At 63.3% G+C, this 24041-nt stretch carries 18 protein-coding genes; 9 read left to right on the top strand and 9 right to left on the bottom strand.

The genetic code is table 11. The features are described from left to right. Window positions 1–37: 37 nt before the first annotated feature. Both NKL06_RS09530 and NKL06_RS09525 read right to left on the bottom strand, forming a co-directional pair. Window positions 38–1357: an O-antigen ligase family protein gene (locus tag NKL06_RS09530; protein ID WP_023692396.1), complete on the bottom strand. Its 1320-nt coding sequence runs from the start codon at window positions 1355–1357 to the stop codon at window positions 38–40. Then, window positions 1326–2324: a glycosyltransferase family 2 protein gene (locus tag NKL06_RS09525; RefSeq protein ID WP_023692395.1), complete on the bottom strand. Its 999-nt coding sequence runs from the start codon at window positions 2322–2324 to the stop codon at window positions 1326–1328. The genes NKL06_RS09530 and NKL06_RS09525 overlap by 32 nt, the downstream gene beginning before the upstream one ends. Before the next feature lie 172 nt (window positions 2325–2496). Here NKL06_RS09525 and NKL06_RS09520 point away from each other — a divergent pair, with 172 nt between their 5' ends. The 3 genes from NKL06_RS09520 to NKL06_RS09510 are packed head-to-tail and all read left to right on the top strand — an operon-like array spanning window position 2497 to window position 5380. Then, complete coding sequence (locus tag NKL06_RS09520; protein WP_023692394.1) at window positions 2497–3669, top strand: glycosyltransferase; 1173 nt, start codon at window positions 2497–2499, stop codon at window positions 3667–3669. After that, window positions 3666–4460: a WecB/TagA/CpsF family glycosyltransferase gene (locus tag NKL06_RS09515; RefSeq protein WP_023692393.1), complete on the top strand. Its 795-nt coding sequence runs from the start codon at window positions 3666–3668 to the stop codon at window positions 4458–4460. The genes NKL06_RS09520 and NKL06_RS09515 overlap by 4 nt, the downstream gene beginning before the upstream one ends. After that, complete coding sequence (locus NKL06_RS09510; RefSeq protein WP_023692392.1) at window positions 4457–5380, top strand: DUF6492 family protein; 924 nt, start codon at window positions 4457–4459, stop codon at window positions 5378–5380. Before NKL06_RS09515 ends, NKL06_RS09510 begins: the two co-directional genes overlap by 4 nt. On the opposite strand, the gene NKL06_RS09505 is transcribed toward NKL06_RS09510, so the two are convergent. Beyond that, complete coding sequence (locus NKL06_RS09505) at window positions 5377–6672, bottom strand: lipopolysaccharide biosynthesis protein (protein ID WP_023692391.1); 1296 nt, start codon at window positions 6670–6672, stop codon at window positions 5377–5379. The genes NKL06_RS09510 and NKL06_RS09505 overlap by 4 nt on opposite strands. Before the next feature lie 198 nt (window positions 6673–6870). Here NKL06_RS09505 and NKL06_RS09500 point away from each other — a divergent pair, with 198 nt between their 5' ends. From NKL06_RS09500 to NKL06_RS09485, 4 genes are all read left to right on the top strand, one after another. Then, window positions 6871–9159 carry a GumC family protein gene (locus NKL06_RS09500; protein ID WP_023692390.1) on the top strand — a complete coding sequence of 763 codons (2289 nt, stop codon included), beginning with the start codon at window positions 6871–6873 and terminating at the stop codon, window positions 9157–9159. A gap of 355 nt (window positions 9160–9514) precedes the next feature. Then, entirely contained in the window at window positions 9515–10414 is a 900-nt protein-coding gene (gene folD / locus NKL06_RS09495) for a bifunctional methylenetetrahydrofolate dehydrogenase/methenyltetrahydrofolate cyclohydrolase FolD (protein WP_023669302.1), read from the top strand. 17 nt (window positions 10415–10431) lie between these two features. Beyond that, window positions 10432–11430, top strand: a complete 999-nt coding sequence (locus NKL06_RS09490) for a GlxA family transcriptional regulator (RefSeq protein WP_032906022.1) — start codon at window positions 10432–10434, stop codon at window positions 11428–11430. A 150-nt stretch (window positions 11431–11580) separates the two neighbouring features. After that, window positions 11581–13239 (top strand): vWA domain-containing protein, encoded by a 1659-nt coding sequence (locus tag NKL06_RS09485; RefSeq protein ID WP_023692388.1) that lies wholly within the window; start codon window positions 11581–11583, stop codon window positions 13237–13239. Between the two features lie 77 nt (window positions 13240–13316). Here NKL06_RS09485 and edd read toward each other — a convergent pair whose 3' ends face one another. The 3 genes from edd to zwf all read right to left on the bottom strand — a co-directional run bounded on the left by edd (window position 13317) and on the right by zwf (window position 17372). Then, entirely contained in the window at window positions 13317–15140 is a 1824-nt protein-coding gene (edd, locus tag NKL06_RS09480) for a phosphogluconate dehydratase (RefSeq protein WP_023692387.1), read from the bottom strand. A gap of 64 nt (window positions 15141–15204) precedes the next feature. Beyond that, window positions 15205–15921 carry a 6-phosphogluconolactonase gene (pgl, locus tag NKL06_RS09475; RefSeq protein WP_023692386.1) on the bottom strand — a complete coding sequence of 239 codons (717 nt, stop codon included), beginning with the start codon at window positions 15919–15921 and terminating at the stop codon, window positions 15205–15207. Then, window positions 15903–17372, bottom strand: a complete 1470-nt coding sequence (gene zwf, locus NKL06_RS09470) for a glucose-6-phosphate dehydrogenase (protein WP_023669307.1) — start codon at window positions 17370–17372, stop codon at window positions 15903–15905. Before zwf ends, pgl begins: the two co-directional genes overlap by 19 nt. A 322-nt stretch (window positions 17373–17694) precedes the next feature. Here zwf and NKL06_RS09465 point away from each other — a divergent pair, with 322 nt between their 5' ends. Beyond that, complete coding sequence (locus NKL06_RS09465) at window positions 17695–18441, top strand: SDR family oxidoreductase (protein ID WP_027049416.1); 747 nt, start codon at window positions 17695–17697, stop codon at window positions 18439–18441. 180 nt (window positions 18442–18621) lie between these two features. Then, entirely contained in the window at window positions 18622–19917 is a 1296-nt protein-coding gene (locus NKL06_RS09460) for a Mur ligase family protein (protein ID WP_031193252.1), read from the top strand. A 26-nt stretch (window positions 19918–19943) separates the two neighbouring features. Here NKL06_RS09460 and NKL06_RS09455 read toward each other — a convergent pair whose 3' ends face one another. The 3 genes from NKL06_RS09455 to NKL06_RS09445 all read right to left on the bottom strand — a co-directional run bounded on the left by NKL06_RS09455 (window position 19944) and on the right by NKL06_RS09445 (window position 23908). Then, window positions 19944–20789: an SH3 domain-containing protein gene (locus NKL06_RS09455; RefSeq protein ID WP_023692384.1), complete on the bottom strand. Its 846-nt coding sequence runs from the start codon at window positions 20787–20789 to the stop codon at window positions 19944–19946. A gap of 275 nt (window positions 20790–21064) precedes the next feature. Next, window positions 21065–22351 (bottom strand): NAD(P)/FAD-dependent oxidoreductase, encoded by a 1287-nt coding sequence (locus NKL06_RS09450; RefSeq protein ID WP_023692383.1) that lies wholly within the window; start codon window positions 22349–22351, stop codon window positions 21065–21067. 120 nt (window positions 22352–22471) lie between these two features. Further along, on the bottom strand, window positions 22472–23908 hold the full coding sequence (locus NKL06_RS09445) for a glutamine synthetase family protein (RefSeq protein ID WP_023681878.1): 1437 nt from the start codon (window positions 23906–23908) through the stop codon (window positions 22472–22474). Window positions 23909–24041 lie beyond the last annotated feature (133 nt).

Genomic DNA, 24041 nt, shown 5'->3' with positions numbered 1-24041 from the left:
GAAAGCCCCTCAAGGGGTGCTGGATCAGGCCAGCCGGTCAAGGTCGCCGGCGCACCGCGATCGGCCGCAGCGACACTTGCCGCAAGCCAAGCACGCCGAGCACGAAGAACAGCCACACCGGGTCGCCGCGATGGAAGAAGAAGCTTTCCAGGAACGCGTTCAGCGCCGTGAACAGCACCACCATCATGAAGAAGTCACCGAGATAGATGTTCTCCTTGCGCGGCGGGATGCGCATGTAGTCGCGCAGCGGCGCGATCACGAAAGTGTAGACGGCAACGCACAGCGCCGGGATGCCCATCAGCACCGCAATGTCGAGATAGCCGTCATGGCCATGCACGATGGTCCGGATGTCCCAGGCCCGGTCGAAAGGCTGGTCCTGGCTCAGCAGCAGCGGCGTGCCCCAGAAGCTTTCATAGCCGTAGCCGGTCCACGGCTTCTTCGCCAGCATCTCGCCGGAGAACTCCCACAGCGTCGTGCGCCCGGTATAGGTGAGGTCGGGGAAATAGGTGGCCGCCAGCTCTTTCACCGGCGGGATGAAGACGATGCCTAAGGTGCCGATGGCCGTCGCAATGATCGCCAGTGCAAACAGGACCGGCGTGCCGAACCGCATGCCGATCAGGCCCGGCAGCACGACGATCAGGATCGAGAACGGCACCAGGCCGGCCGTCGTCTTGGATCCGGTGTGCAGCATGAAGATCATCGCCGCGCCGAAGATCGCCACGCCCCAGAATTTCTGGCCGCGCCGGAAGAGATAGAGGCCGGCGAAGCTGAAGCAGGCCATTATTGGTCCGGCAATGTTCTTGTGGGCGAACACACCACGCCACAAGCCGGCATGTTCGGGCTCCTGCGAATCGGCCGTATGCAGGGCCTCATGCGGAAAGACGATGAGGCCGATATAGGACAGGCCGATAACGACGATCGCGCAGAATATGATGACTTTCGAAAAACTGTCGGCGTCGCGCGGCAGCACCAGCACCGTCGCTATCGTCAAAACGCCAAGCAGCGTGAAGAAGGCCGCGCGCATGGCCGAGGACGGGTCGGTCGCGTTGATGACCGAAAGCATGAAAAAGCCGAGCATCAGAATCCAGGACGGGCTGAGCAGCGAGCGCACCACCTTGGGGTCGGCGAACGTCAGCAGTGAGAAGATCGAAATGGCGCCGAGCGAACTGAAGCCGAGCTGGTTGACGATGTCGCCGCCGTCGCCGGTCAGTTCCGCGCCTGCCGGCTGAAACGGCCGGAACGACACGATGATGACGGCAAACAACAGCGCGGCAATCGCCGTCGCCACACTGTTGCGGGTGACGATGCCGCCCAGCAGCAGCTCGTCAGTTCTTCTCAGGCTGCCTGTATTGCTCATTGGCGTATCCGAATTCGGCAAGCACGCGGCCGAGCGAGACATAGACGGGGTAAAGCGCCGTCGACAGCGATCCTGTCCGCGCCAATTTGATTGCGCCGCGCACGGGCGAGGCTATCAGCAGCGCCAGGCTTTTTGCAAACACCTTGGCGCCGGCGAATGGCGTGCCGGCGCGCTTCTTCTTTTCGACCAGCGTCGAGATTACACCGTTGCGTAAGGATCGGGCGCGGATCCAGTCAGCCTCGACGCGCCGGGCCGGAACGCCTTCGCGCACCTTTGCCTCGGCGCACCAGCCAAGCACGAAACCTTTCTGCGCCGAGCGGCTGAGGAAGTCGGAATCGCCGCCGCCCATGAAGTTGAACCGCAGGTCGAGGAAGGGTGGCCCCATGATGGTGAGCACATTGCGCCCGACCAGAAGGTTGCCCGAGGAATAGAGTGCGGCCACGCGCCCGGTCTGGCGATAGGGCGGCGCAAACACCGGGTGCTCGGCCCATTTGGCGTGAGCAGGATCGGTAAACACCGGCACTTGCGGGCCACCGACAATGTCGGCGCCAAGCGTCTCCGCCGTCCTGCACATGCGCTCCAGCCAGTCCGCGTCGGCGATCTCGTCATCGTCGATGACCAGCAGGTGGCGGAAATCCGGAAAATGCAGGATCGCCGTCTGCCAGCCAGCATTGTAGGCACTGCAATTGCCCCGCTCATGCGCGATGATGACCATGCCCTTCATATCGTCGCGTTCGAACAGCGGCACGGCCGCCTGGGCGCCCTCACGCGCCTCGGCCTCGTTTTCGATGACGATGACGGCGAAGCGCCGGCTGGTTTGCTGTGCCTTGAGCGACGCCAGCGTTTCGAGCAGCAGTTGCGGCCGCTTGAAGGTCGGCAGCGTGACGACGGCTTCCATCGTCTCTGCGGCGAGCCCCGGAGAGCGTCCCGCAATCGATACCGAACCGTCCGATGGCAAAGGGATCATCCGCTCCAGCCGCATGTTTTGAATCTGGCTTTCGATAACACCGCGACGATAACGTTTCGTTAATCACCTTTCGCAGCGGCGCCTGCCGGTCCGCGCCTTTCAGCCGTTGCGTTGCGTGATTTAATCAAGGGTTCACCCAGCTTTGCTAGTGGCTGACGCCTGGATAGGTGAGATGCATCTGCTGTTCGCCACATCGATCGTGCCCGACGGCGCTCTCGCTTCGGGCTATGAGATCGCCAATGCTGCGATCATCGCCGCCTTGCGGCGCGCCGGCGTGCGCGTCACCGTCATCGGCTTCATCTGGCCGGGCAAGGCGCCCAGCGACCCCGAAAACACCATCGTGCTCGGCGCCGTCGACGTGCGCACGGAAAGCGCCTCGGCGCGGCAGAAGCTCGCCTGGCTTGGCAAGGCGGTGCTGTCAGGGCTCACCTTCGCTTCCGTGAAGCTGCGCGCGGTTTCCGACAGCGAAGTCCGTGCCGCGATCGAGCGCGCCGGTCCCTTCGACGGCTATGTCCTGAATTCGGTGCAGTTCGCCGGCGCCTTTGAAAAACTGTTCGCCGACCGTCCCTCGATTTTCGTCGCCCACAATGTCGAACATGGTTCGGCCAAAGAGAATGCGGCAGCAGCAAACAGTCGCTTCCAGCGCCTGCTGTTTGCCCGCGAGGCCAGGCTGCTCAAGACCATGGAGGAGCGGCTCTGCCGCCGGGCTCGCTTCGTCTTCACGCTGGCCGAGGAAGACCGCGCCGCACTCGGCGTTGCCAGCGACGACCGCTCGGCGGTGCTGCCGCTGGTGACCACTGCCACGGCGCCAAAGCCGGTCAAGCCGCGCCGCATCGATTGCGACGCGGCGCTGATCGGCACTTGGACCTGGCAGCCGAACCGCATCGGCCTCGACTGGTTCCTGGAAAAAGTCGTGCCGCATCTTCGCCGGAGCTTTCGCATCAGGGTCGCCGGCAACATGCCGTCGGATATCACCTCTGCCCATCCCGATGTCGAATTTGTCGGCCGCGTGTCCGACGCCCAGAATTTCGTGCGCGGCGCCGCCGTCATTCCACTGATCAGCACCGCGGGCAGCGGCGTTCAGCTCAAGACCATCGAAACCTTCGAGCTCGGCCTGCCGTCGGTCGCCACCAGCCGTTCGCTGCGCGGCATCGATCATCGCCCGGCAAATTGTTTCATCACCGACGATCCGGCCGCCTTCGCCGGCGCGCTGGAGGCAGCTGCGGCCGATGTCAGGGATGTCGATGGCAGCGCCTTCCATCGCCGGCAGATTAAGGCACTGGATGCCGCCATCAGGCTCGGACTGGAAAAGCTTGGGCCGGTGGGGAAGGAGGTGTTTGCATGAACATGCACACCGCCCGCGCCGCCTTCGGGCTCGATACGCTGAAGACGATCCTTGGCATTTCGGTCCTTGCCATCGGCTGGGATGACGCGATCGCGCTGCTCACTCGTCTGATCGCCGAGCGGCGCTTCACCAAGGTCAGTTTTCTCAACGCTCACAACGCCAACATCGCCTCTACCGATCCGGTCTTTGCCGAGGCGCTCGACGATTTCCTCATCCTGCCTGACGGCGTTGGCGTCGATCTGGCGGCAAAGCTGCTCTACGGCGCGCCGTTCCCGGACAATCTCAACGGCACTGATCTCATTCCGGCCTTTCTGCAGGCATCGGCGAGGCCGCTGACCGTCGGGTTGCTTGGCGCCACCCGCGCCAACGCCGAGGCGGCGTCGGTCAGGCTAGCCGCTCTGGCGGTGCAGCACGAATTCGTCGTCATCCATGACGGCTATTTCTCCCCCGCCGAAGAGCAGGCGATCGTCGATCGCATCGAGGCATTGCGGCCCGACGTGCTGCTTGTGGCCATGGGCGTGCCGCGCCAGGAATTGTGGATCGCCCGTCATATCGATGCCCGCCACTGCACGCTGCCGATCGCCGTCGGCGCGCTGCTTGATTTTCTCTCCGGCACGGTGCCGCGGGCGCCTCTGTGGATGCGCCAGCTGAGGCTCGAATGGTTGTTCCGTCTGTGCATCGAGCCCGGCCGGCTGTGGCGCCGCTACGTCGTCGGCAATCCGGTGTTCCTGCTGCGTGTCGTCAGGCAGAAATTCTCACATCGGCCCGAGCCCGCCGGAGAGTTGCGGTGAACAGCCGCTTTGTGCCGAGCCCTGCAGCCGAGACCGGTGCCCTGCCGCAAACGCCGACGGCGGCGGTGGTGACCGCCAGCTATGCGCCGGATTTCGAACGCTGCCGCCTGTTGTGCGAGACCCTCGACCGCCATGTCTCCGGCGTGGCGCACCATTACATTCTGGTCGAGCACCGCGACGTGGCGCTGTTTCGCCAGTTGGAAAACGACCGCCGCAGCGTTGTCGACGAGCGCGACCTGCTGCCGCGCTGGCTGCGTGTGTTCGACGATCCGATGAGCCTCTTTCGCCGTCGCATCTGGCTCAGTTTCAAGGCCCAGCCGCTGCGCGGCTGGCATGTGCAGCAGCTGCGCCGCATCGCCATCGCTGCGCATGCTGGAGAAGACGTGCTGGTCTTCTGTGATTCCGACGTCGCCTTCCTCAAGCCATTCGATCTGAGCGCCTTCTGGCGCGACGGCAAGGTGCGGCTGTTCCGGCGCGACGGCGTGCTGTCGAGCGACGGTCACGACGAGCATCGCATCTGGTCGCGCAATGCGGCCTCGGCGATTGGTATCGATGCATCCGAGGTTTCGAACCACGACTATATTTCGACGCTGATCGCCTGGCGCCGTCAGACCGTGACGGCGATGTGCGCCGAGATCGAGAAGGTGCACGCGCGCGGCTGGGTCGAGGTCATCGCTTCAGTGCGCCGGTTCTCCGAATGCATGATCTATGGCCGCTATGTCGACGATGTGCTGGGGGGCGCCGGCCATTTCCACGGCTCGGAGGAATTCTGCCGCGTGCATTGGACCGGGGAGGCGCTGTCGGATGACGAATTCCGCAGCTTCGTCGCCGCTATGGCACCGGGGCAGGTGGCGATCGGCATGCAATCCTTCATCGGCACCGATATCGGCCGCATCCGCCGCCTGATCGGATTGGCTTAGATTGCCTTGGCGGGCTTGCGCAGCGCCGAATAGGTCAGCAGCGCCGAGGCGAGATAGAGCAGCAGGAAGACGACATTGAGCGATACGACAAGCCTGGGCGTGTCGGCAATCGTGGTCAGCACATAGGTCAACAGCACCGCCTTCAGCCCCGCCAGCAGGCCGAGGTTGAGCGCCCTGAGCGCGGTCTGGCCGCGCGCGAACAGCAGCTCGGCCTGGTATTCGACCAGGTTGCGCAGTCCCGGCACGCCGATTGCCAATGCCACCAAGGGCGCCGCCTCGGCGACATTCCGGCCAAGTGCATTGGGGACGAAATGCAGCACGATGCCGAGTGCGGCCAGCGCCAATGTCGATACCAGGAACACGCCGGCTTCGATACCGCTCTTGACCCGCAGTCGCGACAACAGCTCCGGCGACCGCATCATCTTCTGCACCAGCATCATCGAGAAGGTGCGGATCGGTATTGCCGTCAGGTCGACCAGCCGCATGATGATGGCATAGATGCCGGCCAGATGCGGCCCGCCGATCGCCAGGACGAGCAGCTTGTCGAATTCCGACTGCAGGTAGAACAGCACTTCGGCGCCGGCAACATAGATCGAATCGGCAAGCCGCCTGAGATAGAGCTCGGTGCGCAGCCTCAGCCGCTGGCGTGGATAATAGAAGCCGAAGGCCAGCAGCAGCGAGGCGGCGTTGGCGCCGATGTAGAACAATGACCAGATCCAGACGCTGTGCTGCCCCGACAGCATGAACAGCACGGCGCCCAGCGCACGGAACGCCGTGGTCACGATCGACAGCACCGCGGCGCGGCCGAATTTGCCGAGCCCGTTGTTGACGATCAGCACCACCTCGACCGGCCGCCACAAAAGCGCTTCGGCAAAGACGATTGCGGCAAAGACGGCCAGAGGCACGGTGCTGGCGAAGAAGATCAGGTAGACGCCCCACGAGGCGGCCGCCAGCAGTGGTAAGGACACGGCGCCAAGCAAAAGGAAGCCGGCGGTGAAGGTGCCGATCAGATTGGGGCGGATGGTGGCTGTGCGGTAAAGCGCCGAGATGAAGCCGAAAGCGAGGATGCGCGACAGCATGACGCCGGCCGCCGAGGCGGTGGCGAACATGCCGAACTCGGCAATCGACAGCGTGTTGGCAAGTGCGATGAAATAGGCAAGCGAGAACACCAGCCGCCCGCCGGCGCCGCTGATGGCTGAAAGATAGTCGCGAACCAGCCCCCGTCTTTCGGCAAGGAAGGTGCCGATGCGGGCGAGTGTCCGCCTTTGCGGTATGTCGCTGGCCTGCGTCATATCGAGGAAAGCCGTAAGCCGGAAAGCTTAACGTGCGGTTCTGACGCCATTTTACAGATCCCGGCAATGCGTGGCGAAGCGAGAAACTTTCACTTGCAGACTTCGGAAATTAACCTTTTGTTTCCCATGCCTGTTTAGCGTGACTTAACGATTGGCCGACCGCCGCTCCCGCGCCGTCGAAGGTAAAGTTTCGAGACAATGGTCGACAGGGAAAACCGTGAAGACTGGAGGCGCGAGCGTTCCCTCCTGGCGCTCGGCAAAGCCGTGCGCGGCGATGAGGCGGCGGATGCGTCGGCGGTCTCGATCGGTGACCGGGTGGATCCGTCATGGCGCGAGGATGCCGCCACGCGTCACCGCATAGCCCGCTCGCAACGCGAGGCGCGGTCGAATCCGGCGCCAACGTCACCGCCCGAGCCGCCGCAGTTCCAGGCCGACGGCGAACCCGTTTCGGCCGCCAGCGCGCGTGAGGAGCCTGTTTCCGGCCGGCGTCAGCAGCACGCCGCCTATGAGCTCCGCTCTTTCCACGAGCAGCGACCGGACCGCGACGACGATGACGGGCAGGAATGGAAGCCGCTGATCGATCCGCTCCAGGTCGTCCGCGGCATTAGTCGTTCCAAGTTGCTGATCGTCTCGACGACGATATTGGGCACGGTGCTCGGCGTCGCCGTCGCCGTTTCGACACCGAAGAAATACGAAGCCACCACACAGATGGTCATCGAGCCAGGCGACCTGAAGCTTTCCGACAACGATCTCACCCAACCGGTCGGGCAGCCCGATGCGGCGCTGGCTGTTGTCGAAACCCGCATCAAGATGGTGACATCCGGCAAGGTCCTCGACAAGGTCGTGGCCGATCTCAATCTCGTCGACGATCCGGAATTCAACGGACAGGGCTCTGGCGGCCTTGGCGTCCTGTCGCTCATTCGCTCGATACTGTCGCGCCAGGATGGCCCTGGCGGCGGCGGTGAAGTGCGCCGCCAGGCGCTGGCGGTCGGCAATCTGGCCAAGAGCCTGTCGGTTGAGCGCAGCGGCAAGAGCTTTGTCGTTTCCATCAGCGCCACCACTCAAAGCGCCGACAAATCGGCGAAGATAGCCAATACGACCAGGGACGTTTTCCAGCAGGAGGCGGCCCAATACCAGTTCGGGATGGCCGGGCGCGCGACGGACCAGCTGACGGCCAAGCTCGATGACCTGCGCAAGAATGTCGAGACAGCGGAGCGCAAGGTCGAGGATTTCAGGGCCACGCATGATCTCGTCGACGCGCAGGGCCATCTGATCAGCGACGACCAGATGCTGAAGCTCAACGAGCAGCTCTCAGTCACCCGGGCCCGTACGCTGGAACTCAATGCCCGGGCCGCGTCGGCGCGTTCGCTGGACGTCAATTCGGTCATCAACGGCACCTTGCCGGAAGAAATCAATTCCAACACGATGAGCGAACTGCGCGCGCAATATGCAGTTTTGAAGCAGGAGGCCGACCGCGCCGCCGTGCGTCTGGGACCGCGTCATCCCGAATACCAGGCGCTCAACGCCCAGCTCGACGGCTCGCGCGAGCGCATCGCAGGCGAACTGCGCCGCATCGCCTCGTCGCTGCAGGTCGATTTGAAGCGCTCGGTTCAGCTTGAGCAGGATCTCGCTTCCCGCCTGGCTCAGGCAAAGGTCCAGAGCGGCGACGTCAACAGCGATCTGGTCAGCCTGCGCGAACTGGAGCGTGACGCCACGGCCAAACGCTCCGTCTACGAACAGTACCTTCTGCGCGCCAAGGAGACCGGCGAACAGCAAAACATCAACACCACCAACATCAATCTGATGACCCCCGCGCAACCGCCGCTCGAACCCAACGGACCGTCGCGGGCTGTAATAGCGATGGCCGGCCTGCTGCTCGGGCTTGCTTCGGGCATCGGTGTCGGCGCCATGCGCGGCGCCTTTGCCAGCCTGCGCGGCGCTGCCAATTCGCGTTCGCGCGGCAGAATGGACGAGCGCCCCCCTCCGGTCGAGGACAAGGTCTATCGCGCGCCGCTGCCTGTGGCGCCGCCACCGGCAGCACCTCCGGTGTTGCCGACCGCGGCCGCTCCCGCCCGGAGCCCAGGTCTGTTCGACGGACTGTTCTCGGCGATGCGCAAAGCCGCGCCGGGTAGCGGGACGTCAGGCGAACCCGTCGAGACCTACCGCGCCCAACCAGCCGCCGAATATACAAGGCCGGTGCAGGAGCCTGTGGGCTATCGCCAGCCGGACTTCCGGAACGAGGTTCCGCACGCCAATTCCCCTGCGCAGCAGCCTGGCTACGCGCAGCCTCGTCAGCCGGCTGACTATGCCTATTCGCAGGCTCAGCCGATGCCCGCGGCGTCCGGGCCGTGGTCTTCTCCGCAGCCCGCTGGGGCGGCGCCGGAAGACCAGCAGGCGCAAATCGACGATATCCGCGCCAGCCTGCGCGAATTTCGCGAAGCGGTGCGCGAACTCACCGAAAGCCGTTCGCACCGCCGCTATTTCTGAGCAATTCCAGGAAAAGTGTGAAACGGTTTTCCCGGGAAAAGCGCGTAGCGCGCTTTCCCTTGGGAATTGCGTCAAAACAAGAATATAGAGCGGTTCAGCCTTTCCGTGAAAGGATGAGTCGCTCTGAGCCCGTCAGCACAGAATAAAAGCTGCCGGTTTCGAGTTTACGGCATGTGACGGCGCTTTGACGGGATTGCTTAGGCCAAATTTCGTGACAATGCCGCGCAGCATGGCGCCCAAAAAGCGCTGCCGTCGGGCTTTACCCGAATGGGCGGAACGTTTGGAACAACGACATGCACGAAGCAACGTTCAAGGCGCGCGCCGCGCCTTGGCTGGAATGATGTCGAGGATGGTCATGGCCGAAGTGATTGACGGAAAGATCGTCGCCGCAGACGTGGTTCAGAAGGTCAAGGCCTTGACCGAGGACCTGGTCGCCAAGGGAAAGGCCCAGCCCGGCTTAGCGGTGGTCATCGTCGGCGAGGATCCGGCAAGCCAGGTCTATGTCGCGTCGAAGTCGCGCACCGCCAAGGAATGCGGCTTTCATTCGCTGCAGCACACACTGCCGGCCGACACGTCCGAAGCGGCACTGCTGAAGATCATCGGCGAACTCAACGCCGATCCGGCCATCAACGGCATTCTGGTACAGCTGCCGCTTCCCGCCCATATCGATGCCGGCAAGATCATCCAGGCCATCGCACCGCAAAAGGATGTCGACGGCTTTCATTTCATCAATGTCGGCAAGCTCGGCACCGGCGAACTCGAAACAGCCTTCGTGCCCTGCACGCCGGCCGGCTCCATGCTTTTGATCGAACGCGTGCGCGGCAAGGATCTTTCCGGCCTCAACGCGGTCGTCGTCGGCCGCTCCAACATCGTCGGCAAGCCGATGGCAAATCTGTTGCTTGCCGCCAACTGCACCGTCACCATCGCCCACAGCCGCACCAAGGATCTGCCGGCGCTGGCCCGCACAGCCGACATTCTGGTTGCCGCCGTCGGCCGGCCCGAAATGATCAAGGGCGACTGGGTCAAGCCCGGCGCCACCGTGATCGATGTCGGGATCAACCGCATTGCCGCACCCGAGAAGGGCGAAGGCAAAACCCGCCTCGTGGGCGATGTAGCCTATGCCGAAGCGGCCAAGGCCGCCGGCGCCATCACCCCCGTGCCCGGCGGTGTCGGACCGATGACCATTGCCATGCTGATGGCCAATACGTTAGCCTCAGCCTACCTTGCGGCCGGCTTGAAGCGGCCTTCCTTCTGACCCAGAAAGCAGCTTCTTTGCCGAACCTTACTGTACCCTCTGAACGGCCGGTCGTGGATGATCCCGTTCAAGGGGGCCGGCAATTCGCGTTCCTGCTGGTCGACAAGTTTTCGATGTTTTCGCTGGCAGCGGCGATCGATACCTTCCGCTCGGCCAACCGCCTGCTCGGCCGCGATTTCTATGGCTGGACGACGGTCTCGGCCGACGGCGATCCCGTCATGGCCTCCAACGGCCTGCCGCTCAAGATCGACTATGCCGTCGCCGATTTGCCGCCCGTCGATATCCTGTTCGTGTCGGTGGGCCTGTCGGTCGAGTTCCCCGGCAAGAGCAAGGTGCTGGGGGCGCTGCGCAGCTGGGGCCGGCGCGGCAATGCGCTCGGCGCGCTGTCGGTGGGCTCTTACCTCCTGGCCGAAGCCGGTCAGCTCGAAGGTTATCGCTGCACCATTCATTGGGAAAACCGCGCCGGCTTCGTCGAGCGCTTTCCCGACATCAACTGCACCGGCAACGTCTTCGAGATCGACCGCAAGCGCTACACCTGCGCCGGTGGCACGACCTCGATCGACCTGATGCTGGAGATCGTGCGTGGCGACTTCGGCTCGAACCTCGCCAACGGCGTTGCCAACCAGTTCCAGCATGAGCGCATCCGCTCCGCCGGCGACCGCCAGCGCGTCGGGCCGGAGCGCGACCTGACCGGCAAGTCGGAGAAGCTAAGGCGCATCGTCGAACTGATGGCCGACCATCTCGACGAGCCGCTATCAGCCGTGCAGCTTGCCAAATCGGCGGGCCTGTCGGTGCGCCAGGTCGAGCGCTTGTTCCTGCGCCATTTGAGCGTCACGCCCGGTCGTTACTACATGCGGCTCAGGCTTGAGCGGGCGCGCGAACTGCTGCGCCAGACCAACATGCCGATCCTCGACGTGGCCATTGCCACCGGCTTTACCTCGCACTCCTATTTCGCGCAGAGCTATCGGCTGCAATTCGGCCGGCCCCCTTCCGAAGAGCGCCGCACCACGTACTGACGCGGTGCTTAGCCGGCCTCGGAACAGGCCTCGGCCGGCGCCGATCCTGTTACACGGCAACCGTTCGTGACCCGCTCCGGGGCTTGTGCCCGGACGCGGCGTCAAATAGCTTGCCGCCGCATATAAGAGGGCGGCCTCAAGGAGATTTCCATGGCGGGACTTTTGCGGAGCGTCGCTGCGGCGCTGCTCCTTTTGTCGATGACTTCGCTCGGCTTTGCCGCCAACAAGGTTATCATCATTCTTGACGCTTCAGGCTCGATGTGGGCCCAGATCGACGGCAAGCCGAAGCTCGAGATCGCGCGCGAATCGCTGAGGACCGTACTGCAGTCGGTCCCGGGCGACGACGAGATCGGCTTCATGGCCTATGGCCACCGCGAAAAGGGCAGCTGCGACGACATCGAGCTGATCGTGCCGCCGCAAGCCGGCTCGGCTAGCGCCATTTCGGCCGCTGCCGACAGCCTGAAATTCCTCGGCAAGACGCCGCTGACCGCAGCCGTCAAGCAGGCGGCCGAAGCTCTGAAATACACCGAGGACAAGGCGACCGTGGTTCTCATCACCGATGGGCTTGAAACCTGCGAAGGTGACCCGTGCGCGCTGGGCGGGGAACTGGAGGCCTCAGGCGTCGATTTCACCGTCGACGTCGTCGGCTTCGGCCTGACCGCTGACGAGGGCAAGCAGATTGCCTGTCTCGCCGACAACACCGGCGGCAAATATATCCAGGCCTCGGACGAGAAGGCGCTGCAGCAAGCACTGATCGAAACCGTCGCCGCGCCGGCACCTGAACCCGCACCGGCGCCAGCGCCAGCTCCAGCCCCCGAACCGGCAAAGCCCGAATTCAATTTCGTCCCAAGCGTGGTCATGGCGGATGGCGGCGATCCGATCACCGACGGCAATGCCTGGGAGGTCTACAAGGCCAAGGCCGATGGCACGCGCGGCGAGGCCGTCACCACCCAGTACAACAACTACGAGGCCAATCTCGAGCCGGGCGACTATGTCGTCGTCGCGCGCGCCGACGAAGCTCGGGCGGAACAGAAGGTCAAGATCGAGGCGGGCCAGGTCTACAAGCCGCTCTTCACCTTGAACGCCGGCACCATGCTCATCCATCCGAAGCCAAGCCAGGGCGCCGAGATCAGTGACGAAGCCCATGTCGATTTCGCCTTCCCGGGCGGCAGCACCACCCACTATGGCGACACCAGGATCATCGTGCCGGCTGGTGAGCAGAAGGTGACGGTTGCGATCGGCAGCGGCTCGGTGACCGAGAACATCCAGCTCGCCGCCGGGCAGACTGTGGAAAAAGACATAGTCGTCGGCGTCGGCCATGCCGCCGTCAACGCCTACTACACTGCAGGCGGCGACAAGGCCGACTCCTCGGGCATCAGCGTCCAGATCGTCAAGGCCAAGAAAAAGATCGACGGCTCGCGTGACGATGTCGCCCACTCCTATGGGCCCGACAGCAAATTCTGGCTGCCGCCGGACGACTATGTCGCGGTCACCTCGCTTGAGCTCGCAACCGTCGAGCAGCCTTTCAGCGTCAAGGTTGGCGACGTCAAGGACGTCAAGGTGACGCTCGATGCCGGCGTGCTGGTGATGTCGGCGCCGGGCGCCTATTCGATCGAGGTGCTGTCGTCAAAGAAGGATATCCAGGGCAACCGCAAGGCGCTCGGCCTGAACTATGGCGACACCTGGCAGCAGACTATCCCGGCCGGCGACTATGTCGTCCTCCGCCACATGTCCGATCAAGGCCATGACAAGGAAATGCCGGTGACGGTCAAGGCCGGCGAACGGAGCGAGATTACGGTTCAGCCGTAATCTCCATCCATCCCTCACCAAAGGGCGGCCTCAAACCGAGCTCGAGCCGCCCTTTTTACAAAATAGGCAATGATGCCTCAGGCAGTGCCGAAAGCACTGGCGCCATGGTCGGCGCGGCCGACCAACTGGCGGAAACCGGCGAACAGCTCGCGGCCGAAACCGAACTCGTTGCCGATGAGATCGATGTCGGCCGTGCGGCGCAGCGCGAGCTCGGGCCCCGGCACCAGCACTTCCAGCGTGCCGGCATCGGCGTCGAGCCGGATGATGTCGCCGTCATGGATCCTGGCGATCGGTCCTTCCTCGACCGCTTCCGGCGTTACATGGATCGCCGCCGGCACCTTGCCGGAAGCGCCAGACATGCGCCCGTCCGTGACCAGCGCGACGCGCTGGCCGCGATCCTGCAGGATGCCGAGCACGGTTGTCAGCTTGTGCAGTTCCGGCATGCCGTTGGCCTTCGGGCCCTGGAAGCGGATGACGGCAATGAAGTCGCCGGTCAGCGTGCCGGCCTTGAAGGCTTCGTTGAGGCCTTGCTGGCTGTCGAACACCTTGGCCGGCGCCTCGATGACGCGGCGTTCCGGCTTCACGGCGGAGGTCTTGATGACGGCATGGCCGAGGTTGCCCGCAAGCACCTTCAGGCCGCCGGTCGGCTGGAAGGCTTTCTTGAACGGTGCCAGCACCTTCTCGTCGCCGCTCTGCAGCGGCGAGGCTTCACGCACGACGCCGCCATCTTCGCCGAGCCGGGCCTCGACCGCATAGGGCCTCAGGCCTTCGCCCCATACCGTCTGCACATCCTCATGCAGGATGCCTTCGTCGAGCAATTCGCGGATCAGGAAGCCGAGCCCGCCGGCGGCATGGAAATGGTTCACGTCGGCAAGCCCGTTCGGATAGACGCGCGCGAGAAGCGGCACCGCTTCCGACAGGTCGGAAATGTCCTGCCAGGTAAGCGTGATGCCGGCCGCCGCGGCCATGGCGATGAGATGGATGGTGTGGTTGGTAGAGCCGCCGGTGGCGTGCAGGCCGACGACGCCATTGACCAAAGAGCGCTCGTCGATCATGCGGCCGACCGGCGTGTAGGCGTTGCCGAGCGCGGTGATCGCCAGGGCTCGCCTGGTCGCCTCGCGCGTCAGCGCGTCGCGCAGCGGCGTGCCTGGATTGACGAAGGACGCGCCGGGCGTATGCAGGCCCATGATCTCCATCAGCATCTGGTTGGAATTGGCGGTGCCATAGAACGTGCAGGTGCCCGGCCCGTGATAGGATTTGGACTCCGCTTCGAGCAGTTCTGCGCGTCCGGCCTTGCCCTCGGCATAGAGCTGGCGGACCTTGGCCTTCTCGTCATTGGGGAGGCCCGTCGTCATCGGCCCTGCCGGCACGAACACCGCCGGCAGATGGCCAAAGGTGAGGGCTGCAATCACCAGCCCCGGCACGATCTTGTCGCAGACGCCGAGATAGACGGCGGCGTCGAACATGTTGTGCGACAGGCCGATCGCCGCCGACATGGCGATCACGTCGCGCGAAAACAGCGACAGCTCCATGCCGGGCTGTCCCTGGGTCACGCCGTCGCACATGGCGGGCACGCCGCCGGCCACTTGCGCGATGCCGCCAACTTCCTTCGCGGCTTCCTTGATCAGCGCCGGGAAGGTTTCGAAGGGCTGATGCGCCGACAGCATGTCATTGTAGGAGGTTATGATGCCGAGGTTCGGCACCTTGTCGGCGCCGAGCGCCAGCTTTTCAGACGGGCTGCAGACGGCAAAGCCATGCGCGAGGTTGCCGCAAGACAGGACGCCCCGGTTGGCGGTGCGGCTGGACGCCTCGGCGATGCGGCCCAGATAGCGCTCGCGGCCGGCTTTCGAGCGTTGGCGGATGCGTTCCGTGATGGCTTCGATGTCGCGTCTGGCTGTCATGGTCGGTCCTTTCGAGCCCCGGAAGAACGTCCTCCACCGTCTGCCGGGACTACTTTGCGTGAAATCAGGGTGCCCAGAACACCTCTACCGGGGTGGGTGCCGCTTCGAGCACTTTGCGGATGGGCTTTTTCGCACCCGGTCCCATCGCACCGTCGAAGGCGGTGCGCTTGTCCTCGCCTTCTATATGCAGCGCGATGAAGCCGGCGCCGACGATCCGCGCCAGCGGCAGCGTCAACCGGGGTTCGCCGGCGCTTGCCGCGTGAACCGGCAGCACGATCCTTGATGAGGCCGGGTCGAGCAAATCGCCGAGATTCTCGGCGTCGGGAAAGAACGAGGCGGTGTGGCCGTCGCCGCCCATGCCGAGCACGACGACATCGAGGGGCCAGGGCAGAGCCTTCAGCGCCGCATCGTCGGCCGCCGCGGCGGTCTCGATGCTTGCCGCCTCATGGTAGAGCGGCACGAAGTGCGCGGCAGCCGCCTTGTTCTGCAGCAGGTTGGCCGCCACCAGCCCCGCATTCGAGCGCGGCGAGGAGGCCGGCACGAACCGTTCGTCGACCAGCGTCACCGTCACCTTGTTCCAGGCGATCGGAATGGCCGAAAGTGCTGCAAAGAACTTTGCCGGCGTGGTGCCGCCGGAAACGGCAAGCAGGGCCGTGCCGCGCTCGTCGATGGCCTTGGTCAGGCGCGCCGCGACATTGCCGGCAAGGGCTGCCGCCAGGTCCTGGCGCCCGGCAAAGCCGTTCCAGTTATAGACGGGCTCGCTCAATTGCTTTCGTGCCATGTCCGCCCGTCGCGTTCGATCAGCGCAATCGAGGCCGAGGGACCCCATGTGCCGGCCGTATAGCCTTGCGCCTCCTGCCTGGCGCTTTCCCAGGCGTTCTGGATCGGGTCGATCCACTTCCATGCCGCCTCGACCTCGTCGCGGCGCATGAACAGCGTCTGGTTGCCGCGGATAACATCCATGATCAGCCGTTCATAGGCGTCCGGCGCGCGACCGTCGAAAGATGTTGCAAAGCTCATGTCGAGCGGAATCTGGCGCAGCCGCATGCCGCCCGGGCCTGGATCCTTGATCATGATGAACTGCTTGACGCCTTCGTCGGGCTGCAGCCGGATCACCAGTTGGTTGGCTGAGATCGGCCCGGCGCTGTCGCCGAAGATCGAATGCGGGATCGGCTTGAACTCGATGACGATTTCCGAAACGCGGGTCGCCAGCCTTTTGCCGGTCCGGAGATAGAACGGCACGCCGGCCCAGCGCCAATTGCCGATCTCGGCCTTGATGGCGACGAAGGTCTCGGTGGAGCTGTCTTTGCCGAGTTCCTCGACATAGCCTTTCACCGCGCCGCCTGCAGAGGCGCCGGCGCGGTACTGCCCGCGCACGGTGTGCTTGGGTGCCTCATTGCCGTTGATGCGCTTCAGCGCCCGCAGCACCTTCAGCTTCTCGTCGCGCACGGCATCGGCATCCATCGACGATGGCGCCTCCATGGCAACCAGGCAGAGCAGCTGCAGCATGTGGTTCTGCACCATGTCGCGCAGCGCGCCGGCCTTGTCGTAGTAGGTGACGCGGTCTTCAAGACCGACGGTCTCGGCCACCGTGATCTGCACATGGTCGATATGGGCAGAATTCCAAAGCGGCTCATAGAGCGCGTTGGCAAAGCGCAGCGCCATCAGATTCTGCACCGTCTCCTTTCCGAGATAGTGGTCGATGCGGAAGATCTGGCTTTCGTGGAAGTCGTCTCCAACCACGTCGTTGAGCTTGCGCGCCGAATCGAGGTCGCGGCCGATCGGCTTCTCCAGCACGATGCGTGAATTCGGCGTGATGAGATTGTGGGCTTTCAGCTGGTGCGAGATGTCGCCGAACAGCGCCGGCGCCACCGCCAGATAGAAAGCGCGGATGCGGTCGCTTTCGCCGATCGCCTTTTTCAGCTTGTCGAAGCCGGCACCCGTCGTCGCATCGGCCGATACGTAGGACAGCCGGGCAAGAAATGTCTTGAGTTCCTCGGCGTCGATGTCGGCCGGCTTCACATGCTGGGAAATCGCCTGCTTGGCGAAAGCCTGGAATTCCTCGTCGCTCATCTTGGAGCGCGAGGTGCCGATGATGCGGGTCGGCTCGGAAAACTGGTGGTCGCGCTGGCGGTGGTAGAGCGAGGGCAGCAGCTTGCGTTCCGACAGGTCGCCGGTGCCGCCGAAAATGATGAAGTCGAAAGGCTCGACGGGAATGATCTGGCTGGTCATGGTCTGTCCGCTTTGACGCCGCTCGCTGTGACGCGGCAGGATATAATCTAATCGATTTAAACTATCCAGTGCCATGGTGTCACATCAAGGCCAAATCACTGCATATTGATTCGCTCCAAATGTGCCTTGACACTGGCTGCCACCCGGAGGCTTTTCGTCAAGCGATGGTCCCGGGGCTTTCGCGCCTGCAACATAAAGCGGGAATGTGACGAAAGCTAATGCGTGTCGCCCAGAAGTGCGAAGCGGTTCTGGGAGACAGACACGCATCAAACAAAAAGGAAAAATGCGCTTGCGAGGTGGGTCTTCAATGAGCGGAAAAAGCATGCGTCTGGAAAACAAGGTTGCCGTCATCACGGGTGCTGCGTCAGGTTTCGGCGAAGGCATGGCCAGGCGCTTTGCCGAAGAGGGCGCCAAGGTCGTCGTCGCCGACCTCAACGCCAAGGGCGCGGAGCGCGTTGCAGCAGAGATCGGCCAGGCCGCGATCTGGACCCAGACCGACGTTTCGCAGCGTTCCGAATTCGACGAGATGGTCTATGCCGCAAAAAGCGCCTTCGGCCGCATCGATATCATGGTCAACAATGCCGGCTACACCCATCGCAATGGCGACATGCTCGACGTCGACGAGGCGACCTTCGACCTGATCACTTCAGTCAACATGAAGGCGATCTACCACGCCGCACTTGCCGTGGTGCCGATCATGGAGCGGCAGGGCGGCGGCGTCATCCTGACCACGGCTTCGACCGCCGGTCTGCGGCCGCGTCCGGGGCTCACCTGGTACAATGCCTCGAAGGGCTGGGCGATCACTGCGACCAAGTCGATGGCGGTCGAACTCGCGCCCAAGAACATCCGCGTGAACTGCCTTTGCCCGGTCGCCGGCGAGACCGGCATGCTGGAGAAATTCATGGGCACTGACACGCCCGAGATCCGCGAGAAATTCCGTGCCTCGATACCGCTCGGCCGTCTGTCGACGCCGCTCGATATCGCCAACGCTGCGCTTTGGCTTGCGTCGGACGAAGCCGCCTTCATCACCGGCGTGGCGCTGGAGGTCGACGGCGGCCGCTGCATTTGAGCAATTCGGGAAGTACCTCGCTGTTCGCAATGCACGGCAGACAGAGCAACGTCGGCAAAAGTTCGCATCGGTGCGCCGGCCGGCCGAGGAACGAACAGTTGACGTCGTCACGCCGGACCCCAGTTTGACTTCTCGATCACCCGAAAGGCATAACGGGATCGTGGATAGTGTTGGCGGGTGATGAAGATCAGGCAGCAGAAAAGTCGCTATGATCTGGGATGGCGGCTGCGGCTTTACCTGGCCACGCGTGCGCGGGCGCGAAGCAAGGCAATTTTCATCGGCGTTACCGGAAGCTCCGGCAAGACGACGGCGGGAAGCCTGCTTGGACACATCCTGGCTGGCCACGGTTCGGTCCACACACAGGTTCTGGCCAACACTATGAAGGTGTTGGTTCGAACGCTTTACAAGCGCCTGAGGAAGGCCGGCAAAGTCGATTACGTCGTTTTCGAAGCCGGCGCTTCCGACTTCGGCACGATCAGCGCCATGGCGCAGATGCTGAAGCCGAGTGTGGCGGTGGTTACGATGATCCGTCTGGAGCATTTCGGCAAGTTCAGGACTCTGGAAGCTGTGGCGGGAGAGAAGCGGGCGCTGGTCGAGGCACTCCAACCCGATGGACTTGCGGTTCTCAATTGCGATGACCCACTGGTGATCGGCATGGCGTCTGGCGCGAAATGCCGGATTGCGACCTTCGGCCAGTCCGGCGAGGCAGACTACCGCGTGAGTGACGTGCATGCCGCGTATCCGGAATTGCTGCGGTTCACCCTTCATTGGCGCAGTGGCAGCCTGAATATTCAAGCGCCTTTTCCCGGCGAGCAATTCTGGCTGCCGACTGCAGCGGCTGTTGCCGCCGCCTTGGAACTTGGCGTCCCGCCAGAGCAAGTCGTAGCGAGAACGGCATCGTTTGCACCACTGCCCAACCGCTCTACGGTGCAAGAGGTATCAGCGGGTCCGAAATTCCTGGTCGATACGGCCAAAGCGCCCTGGCATTCGCTCAACATTGCCCTGGAGATGATCGCAAAGGCCAAGGTCGCTCGCAAGCGCATTGTGCTTGGGCAGATATCCGACTTCGCCGGCTCGCCGAGGAAATACGGCAGTGCATACAAGATCGCGCGCGAAATCGCCGATGAGGTCATCTACACGGGCGACAATGCGCATCGCTCGCGCGCCAGCCAGGCCGACCGCGACAGCGGCCGGTTCATTGAGCTTCGCAGTCCCAAGGAAGTTTCGGATCACATCAAACAGACGGCGGTCCCAGGAGAACTGATTCTGCTGAAAAGTTCGTCCAACCTTCATCTGGAAAGGATCGCGCTCGCCTGGACGCACGATGTGAAATGCTGGACCCCGCTATGCGGCAAGTCCGAAAGCTGCCAAATGTGCGGCCTCTATGAGGTGCCGTTCGAGGAACACCGGGATTTCCTGGTGAAGCGCCAACTTGCTCGCAGAAGACACCGTTTCAGATGGCTGCTCGGCGGCTGACCAGATCTGGCGGCTTCGTCTGTGTCTCAAGCTCCGGTCTTGATGTAGCTCTTGTAGATCCAGCCGCGCTTGCCGTTGTAGACGATCTGGCACCATTTCTTGCAACTCATCACCTGCACCGATGACTTGGCGGGCACGGTGCCGATGGCGGCGGCGTTTTTCTGCGGACCGCTGCGCATTGTCACTGTCCTGAGGATGCGTCCGGTGCCGGCTGCAGCAGCCACCTTCTGTGGCTTGGCCTTGGTCTGGGTATCGTTCGTTGCGGCGGAAGATTGCTCGTCTGGAAGTTGCGGTTTTGGCGTCGGTATGGCGGCGGTTTCCGCGTCGTCGTCATTGGCGGCAGCAGCGACCTTTGACAGCTGCGTCGTGGCGTCGCCCTGGGCCGCCGGTTCTTCGAATGCCGCGGCATCGGACGGTTTGGCGGCAGCCTGCTCGGCAGGCGCCTGATCGGATGGCGTCGCGGCAGGGTCGCTGTTGGATTGCGCCGCAGTCCAGCGCGGATCGTTGGCCGACAGCGGCGGCATCGCAGCCCCACCCACAGCGACCGTCGATGAAACCGCGTCGCCCTTGCGCGCGGCTTGTGGCGCCGCTACCGCGGTAGCCGTCGCCGCGACCGGGGCAATCTTGGTCGTCTTGACCGGAAAAGTCGGAACGTTCTGCTGTGTGCTGGCGATCGCTTGCCGGTCGTTGGCCGGCAATGCCAGCCAAAGCGCTATGCCCGCCACACCAAGCAGCGCTGCGGTGCCGACCGCGGCGATCACCAGATGCGAATTCGTGCGCACCCCCTGCCAGAAGGAGGGCCGCATGTCATAACCGAATTGCATGGCGAAGCGCCGACGTTCCGGCGCGCCGAAACTGAAGGGCTCGTTCACTCTTGCCACCTCCAAAAGATGAGCCGGTGTTCTTTCGATCGGCGCCGGCAGCCCGGCATTCGATCGGCATCGGTCCCAACAACAAAGCGGGCAGGCCCGCAGAAATCCCCGTTCAATCGCCCAGAACCGGCATCCTTTGCCCTTGATTGTGGCATCAGTGCGCCCTCAGGGGAATTGTGCGCTCTTGTTAAGGATTCTGCAACGTCTCGCTGCGGCAACCAACAGCTCAATAGAATCGGCTCAGTACCAGCCACGGCTGATATGAGATACTTTCCCTATATTCGGTCCCTCAGGGCAAACCAGTTCAGTGCCAAGAACAATAATGGCGTTCTAAATCGCCGGCCGCCGGGAAAAGCCGGGATGTTCAGGTCCTCGATCAGCTTCAGTCTGTCGCGGTTGCCGGCGACGGTCTGGGCATAGAGCTTGCCGAAGAAGTTCGACAGCATCACGCCGTGGCCGGAATAGCCTCCGGCCGAGATCACATTGGGCATCACCTCGCGCACGAACGGTTTCCTGGGCATGGTGATGCCGACATAGCCGCCCCAGCCATGGGTGATCTCGACATCGCTCAGTTCCGGATAAAGCTCGGCTATCTGCCGGCGGATATGGACATGGATGTCCTTCGGATCGTTGACGCCATAGACCTCGCGCCCGCCGAACAGCAGCCTTCCATCCCTGGATTTGCGGAAATAACGCACGACGAAACGCGAATCGTCGACCGCCTCGCCGCCCGGCAGCACTTTCGAATCGACGCCCAGCGGCACCGTCGCGCCGATGAAGGAACCGATGGGCATGATGTGCGCGGCACTCACCGGCTCGAGCGTGCCGCCATAGGCATTTACACCGATCAGGCATTTCTGGGCGGTGATGGTTCCTCTCGAAGTCGTCACCCTGACCTTGCCGCCGCTGGAGGTAACACCGGTCGATAGTGTCTGCTCGAACAGGTGCGCGCCGGCCGCTGCCGCGACCTTTGCCGTGCCGATCACCAGTTTCATCGGGTGGATGTGTCCGGTGCCGGTGTCGCGGGTGCCGCCGAAGTAGCGTGTGGAGCCCAGCCGTTCGGCCGTTTCCCTGGCATCCATGAAGGCGATGTGCGGATAATTGAAGCGGCCCGCCATGATCTCGGCATGCGCCTTGTAGTCGTCGAGATAACGCGGCTTGTGCGCCACGGACAACTGGCCGGGCATATAGTCGATGTCGATCTGGTTGACGGCGGCGAATTCGAGCAGGTGCGCTTTCGCCTCCTCGGCAAGGTCGAACAGCGCCTTGGCGCGGGAGAAGCCGTATTCGGCCTCCATCTCTTCGGCCCAGGCGCGCTGGCCCGTGCCGAGCTGGCCGCCATTGCGCCCTGAAGCGCCGTCGCCGAAGCGATGCGCCTCGATCAGAACGACGTCGGCTCCCGCCTTGGCCAAATGAGCGGCCGCCGACAGCCCGGTGAAGCCACCGCCGACGACGACGACGTCGCAGCTGCGGTCGCCGTCCAGGGCAGGGTACTCAGGGCGTGGTCCGGCTGTGTCTTCGTACCAGGAGCGACCGGGGGAGATAGGTGATTGGTAAGGCATGGGGACACCAGCCAATGGTGAATGGTGAATGGCTGCGAGACGCACGACGTCTGCGCTCATCCATCCAATATGAAACTACTCACCATTCACTATTCACCATTCACACGACGAAGTCGCCGCTCACACGTTGAGCAACAGATACTCCCGCTCCCACGGGCTGATCACTTCCATGAAGGTCTCGAACTCCGCCCGCTTGATCGCTGCATAGGTTGCGGCAAAGGACTTGCCCAAAAGGGCGCACAGCTCCTCGTCGCCCTCAAACAGGTCGACGGCTTCGAGCAGGCCGCGCGGCAGGTCGATCTCATCGGCGTTTGCGGTGGTCAGCACCGGAGGCTCGGCCTTGATCTTGTTGGTGATGCCGATCAGCCCGCAGGCAAGTGAGGCCGCCAGCGCCAGATAGGGGTTGGCGTCGGAAGACGGGATGCGGTTTTCGACACGCCGCGCCGCCGGATCCGAGCGCGGCACGCGGAACGCCGTGGTGCGGTTGTCATAGCCCCATTTGTTGTTGACCGGCGCCGAGGCCGACTGCGTCAGCCGGCGGTAGGAATTGACGTAAGGGGCAAACATCACCAGCGCGTTCGGCACATGCTTCTGCATGCCGCCGATGAAATGGAAGAAGTCGTCGGTTTCCGAGCCGTCCTTCGCCGAAAAGATATTCAGCCCGGTCTTCTTGTCGATGATCGACTGGTGGATGTGCATGGCAGAACCTGGCTGGCCCTGGATCGGCTTGGCCATGAAGGTGGCATAGATCTCATGCTTGAGCGCTGCCTCGCGGATGGTGCGTTTGAACATGAACACCTGATCGGCGAGCTCGACCGGATCGCCGTGACGCAGATTGATCTCGAGCTGGCCGGCGCCTTCCTCGTGGATCAGCGTGTCGATCTCCAGGCCCTGGCTTTCGGAGAAATGGTAGATGTCGTCGATCAGTTCGTCGAACTCGTTGACGCCGGCGATCGAATAGCCGGCTCCGCCGCCGATTGGCCGCCCGGAACGCCCGACTGGTGGCGTCAATGGGTAATCCGGGTCGGGGTTCTTGCGCACTAGGTAGAATTCGATCTCGGGCGCCACCACCGGCTTCAGCCCGCGCTTGTCATAGGCTGCTACCACGCGCTTCAGGACGTTGCGCGGCGTGAACTCGACCGAACGGCCATCCTGATGGACGAGGTCGCAGATGACGGCGGCCGTCGGGTCTTCTTCCCACGGCACGACGGTCAACGTCGACAGATCCGGCATCAGCTTTAGGTCGCCATCATCCTCCGGATAGTGGAAACCGTTGCCGTCCTCGGGATAGCCGCCCGAAATCGTCGTCATGAACACTGCCGATGGCAGCGCCAGCGAGGTGTTGGAAGTGAATTTCTTCGACGGCATCATCTTGCCGCGCGCGACGCCAGCCTGATCAGGCGTGATGCATTCTATGTCTTCGATGCCGCGCCATTCCAGCCAAGCGCTGACTTCCTTCCAGTTCTTCACGCCGCGTTGATTTTTCACGAAGGCAGGCGTTCGGACGCGTCCTCCGCGGGTCGACGGACGGACTTCCTTTTTCGCAGGCGGCATCATTCACCAGTTTGGGTTGCAATTATCACAGTATAGCTGTTGCCGGTGATGGAAGGGAAGGGGAGCTGCCTGTCTTCGGCTTCCTGGTTGAAAATCGCGCCACGCAGATTAGGGTCAACCTCCCGCAGATCGAGCA

Origin of the sequence: Mesorhizobium sp. C268A (assembly GCF_040324475.1) — a bacterium.
Classification (GTDB): Bacteria; Pseudomonadota; Alphaproteobacteria; order Rhizobiales; family Rhizobiaceae; genus Mesorhizobium.
The sequence above is the reverse complement of the archived record's forward strand: the minus strand, read 5'-3'. Positions and strand labels throughout refer to the sequence as shown.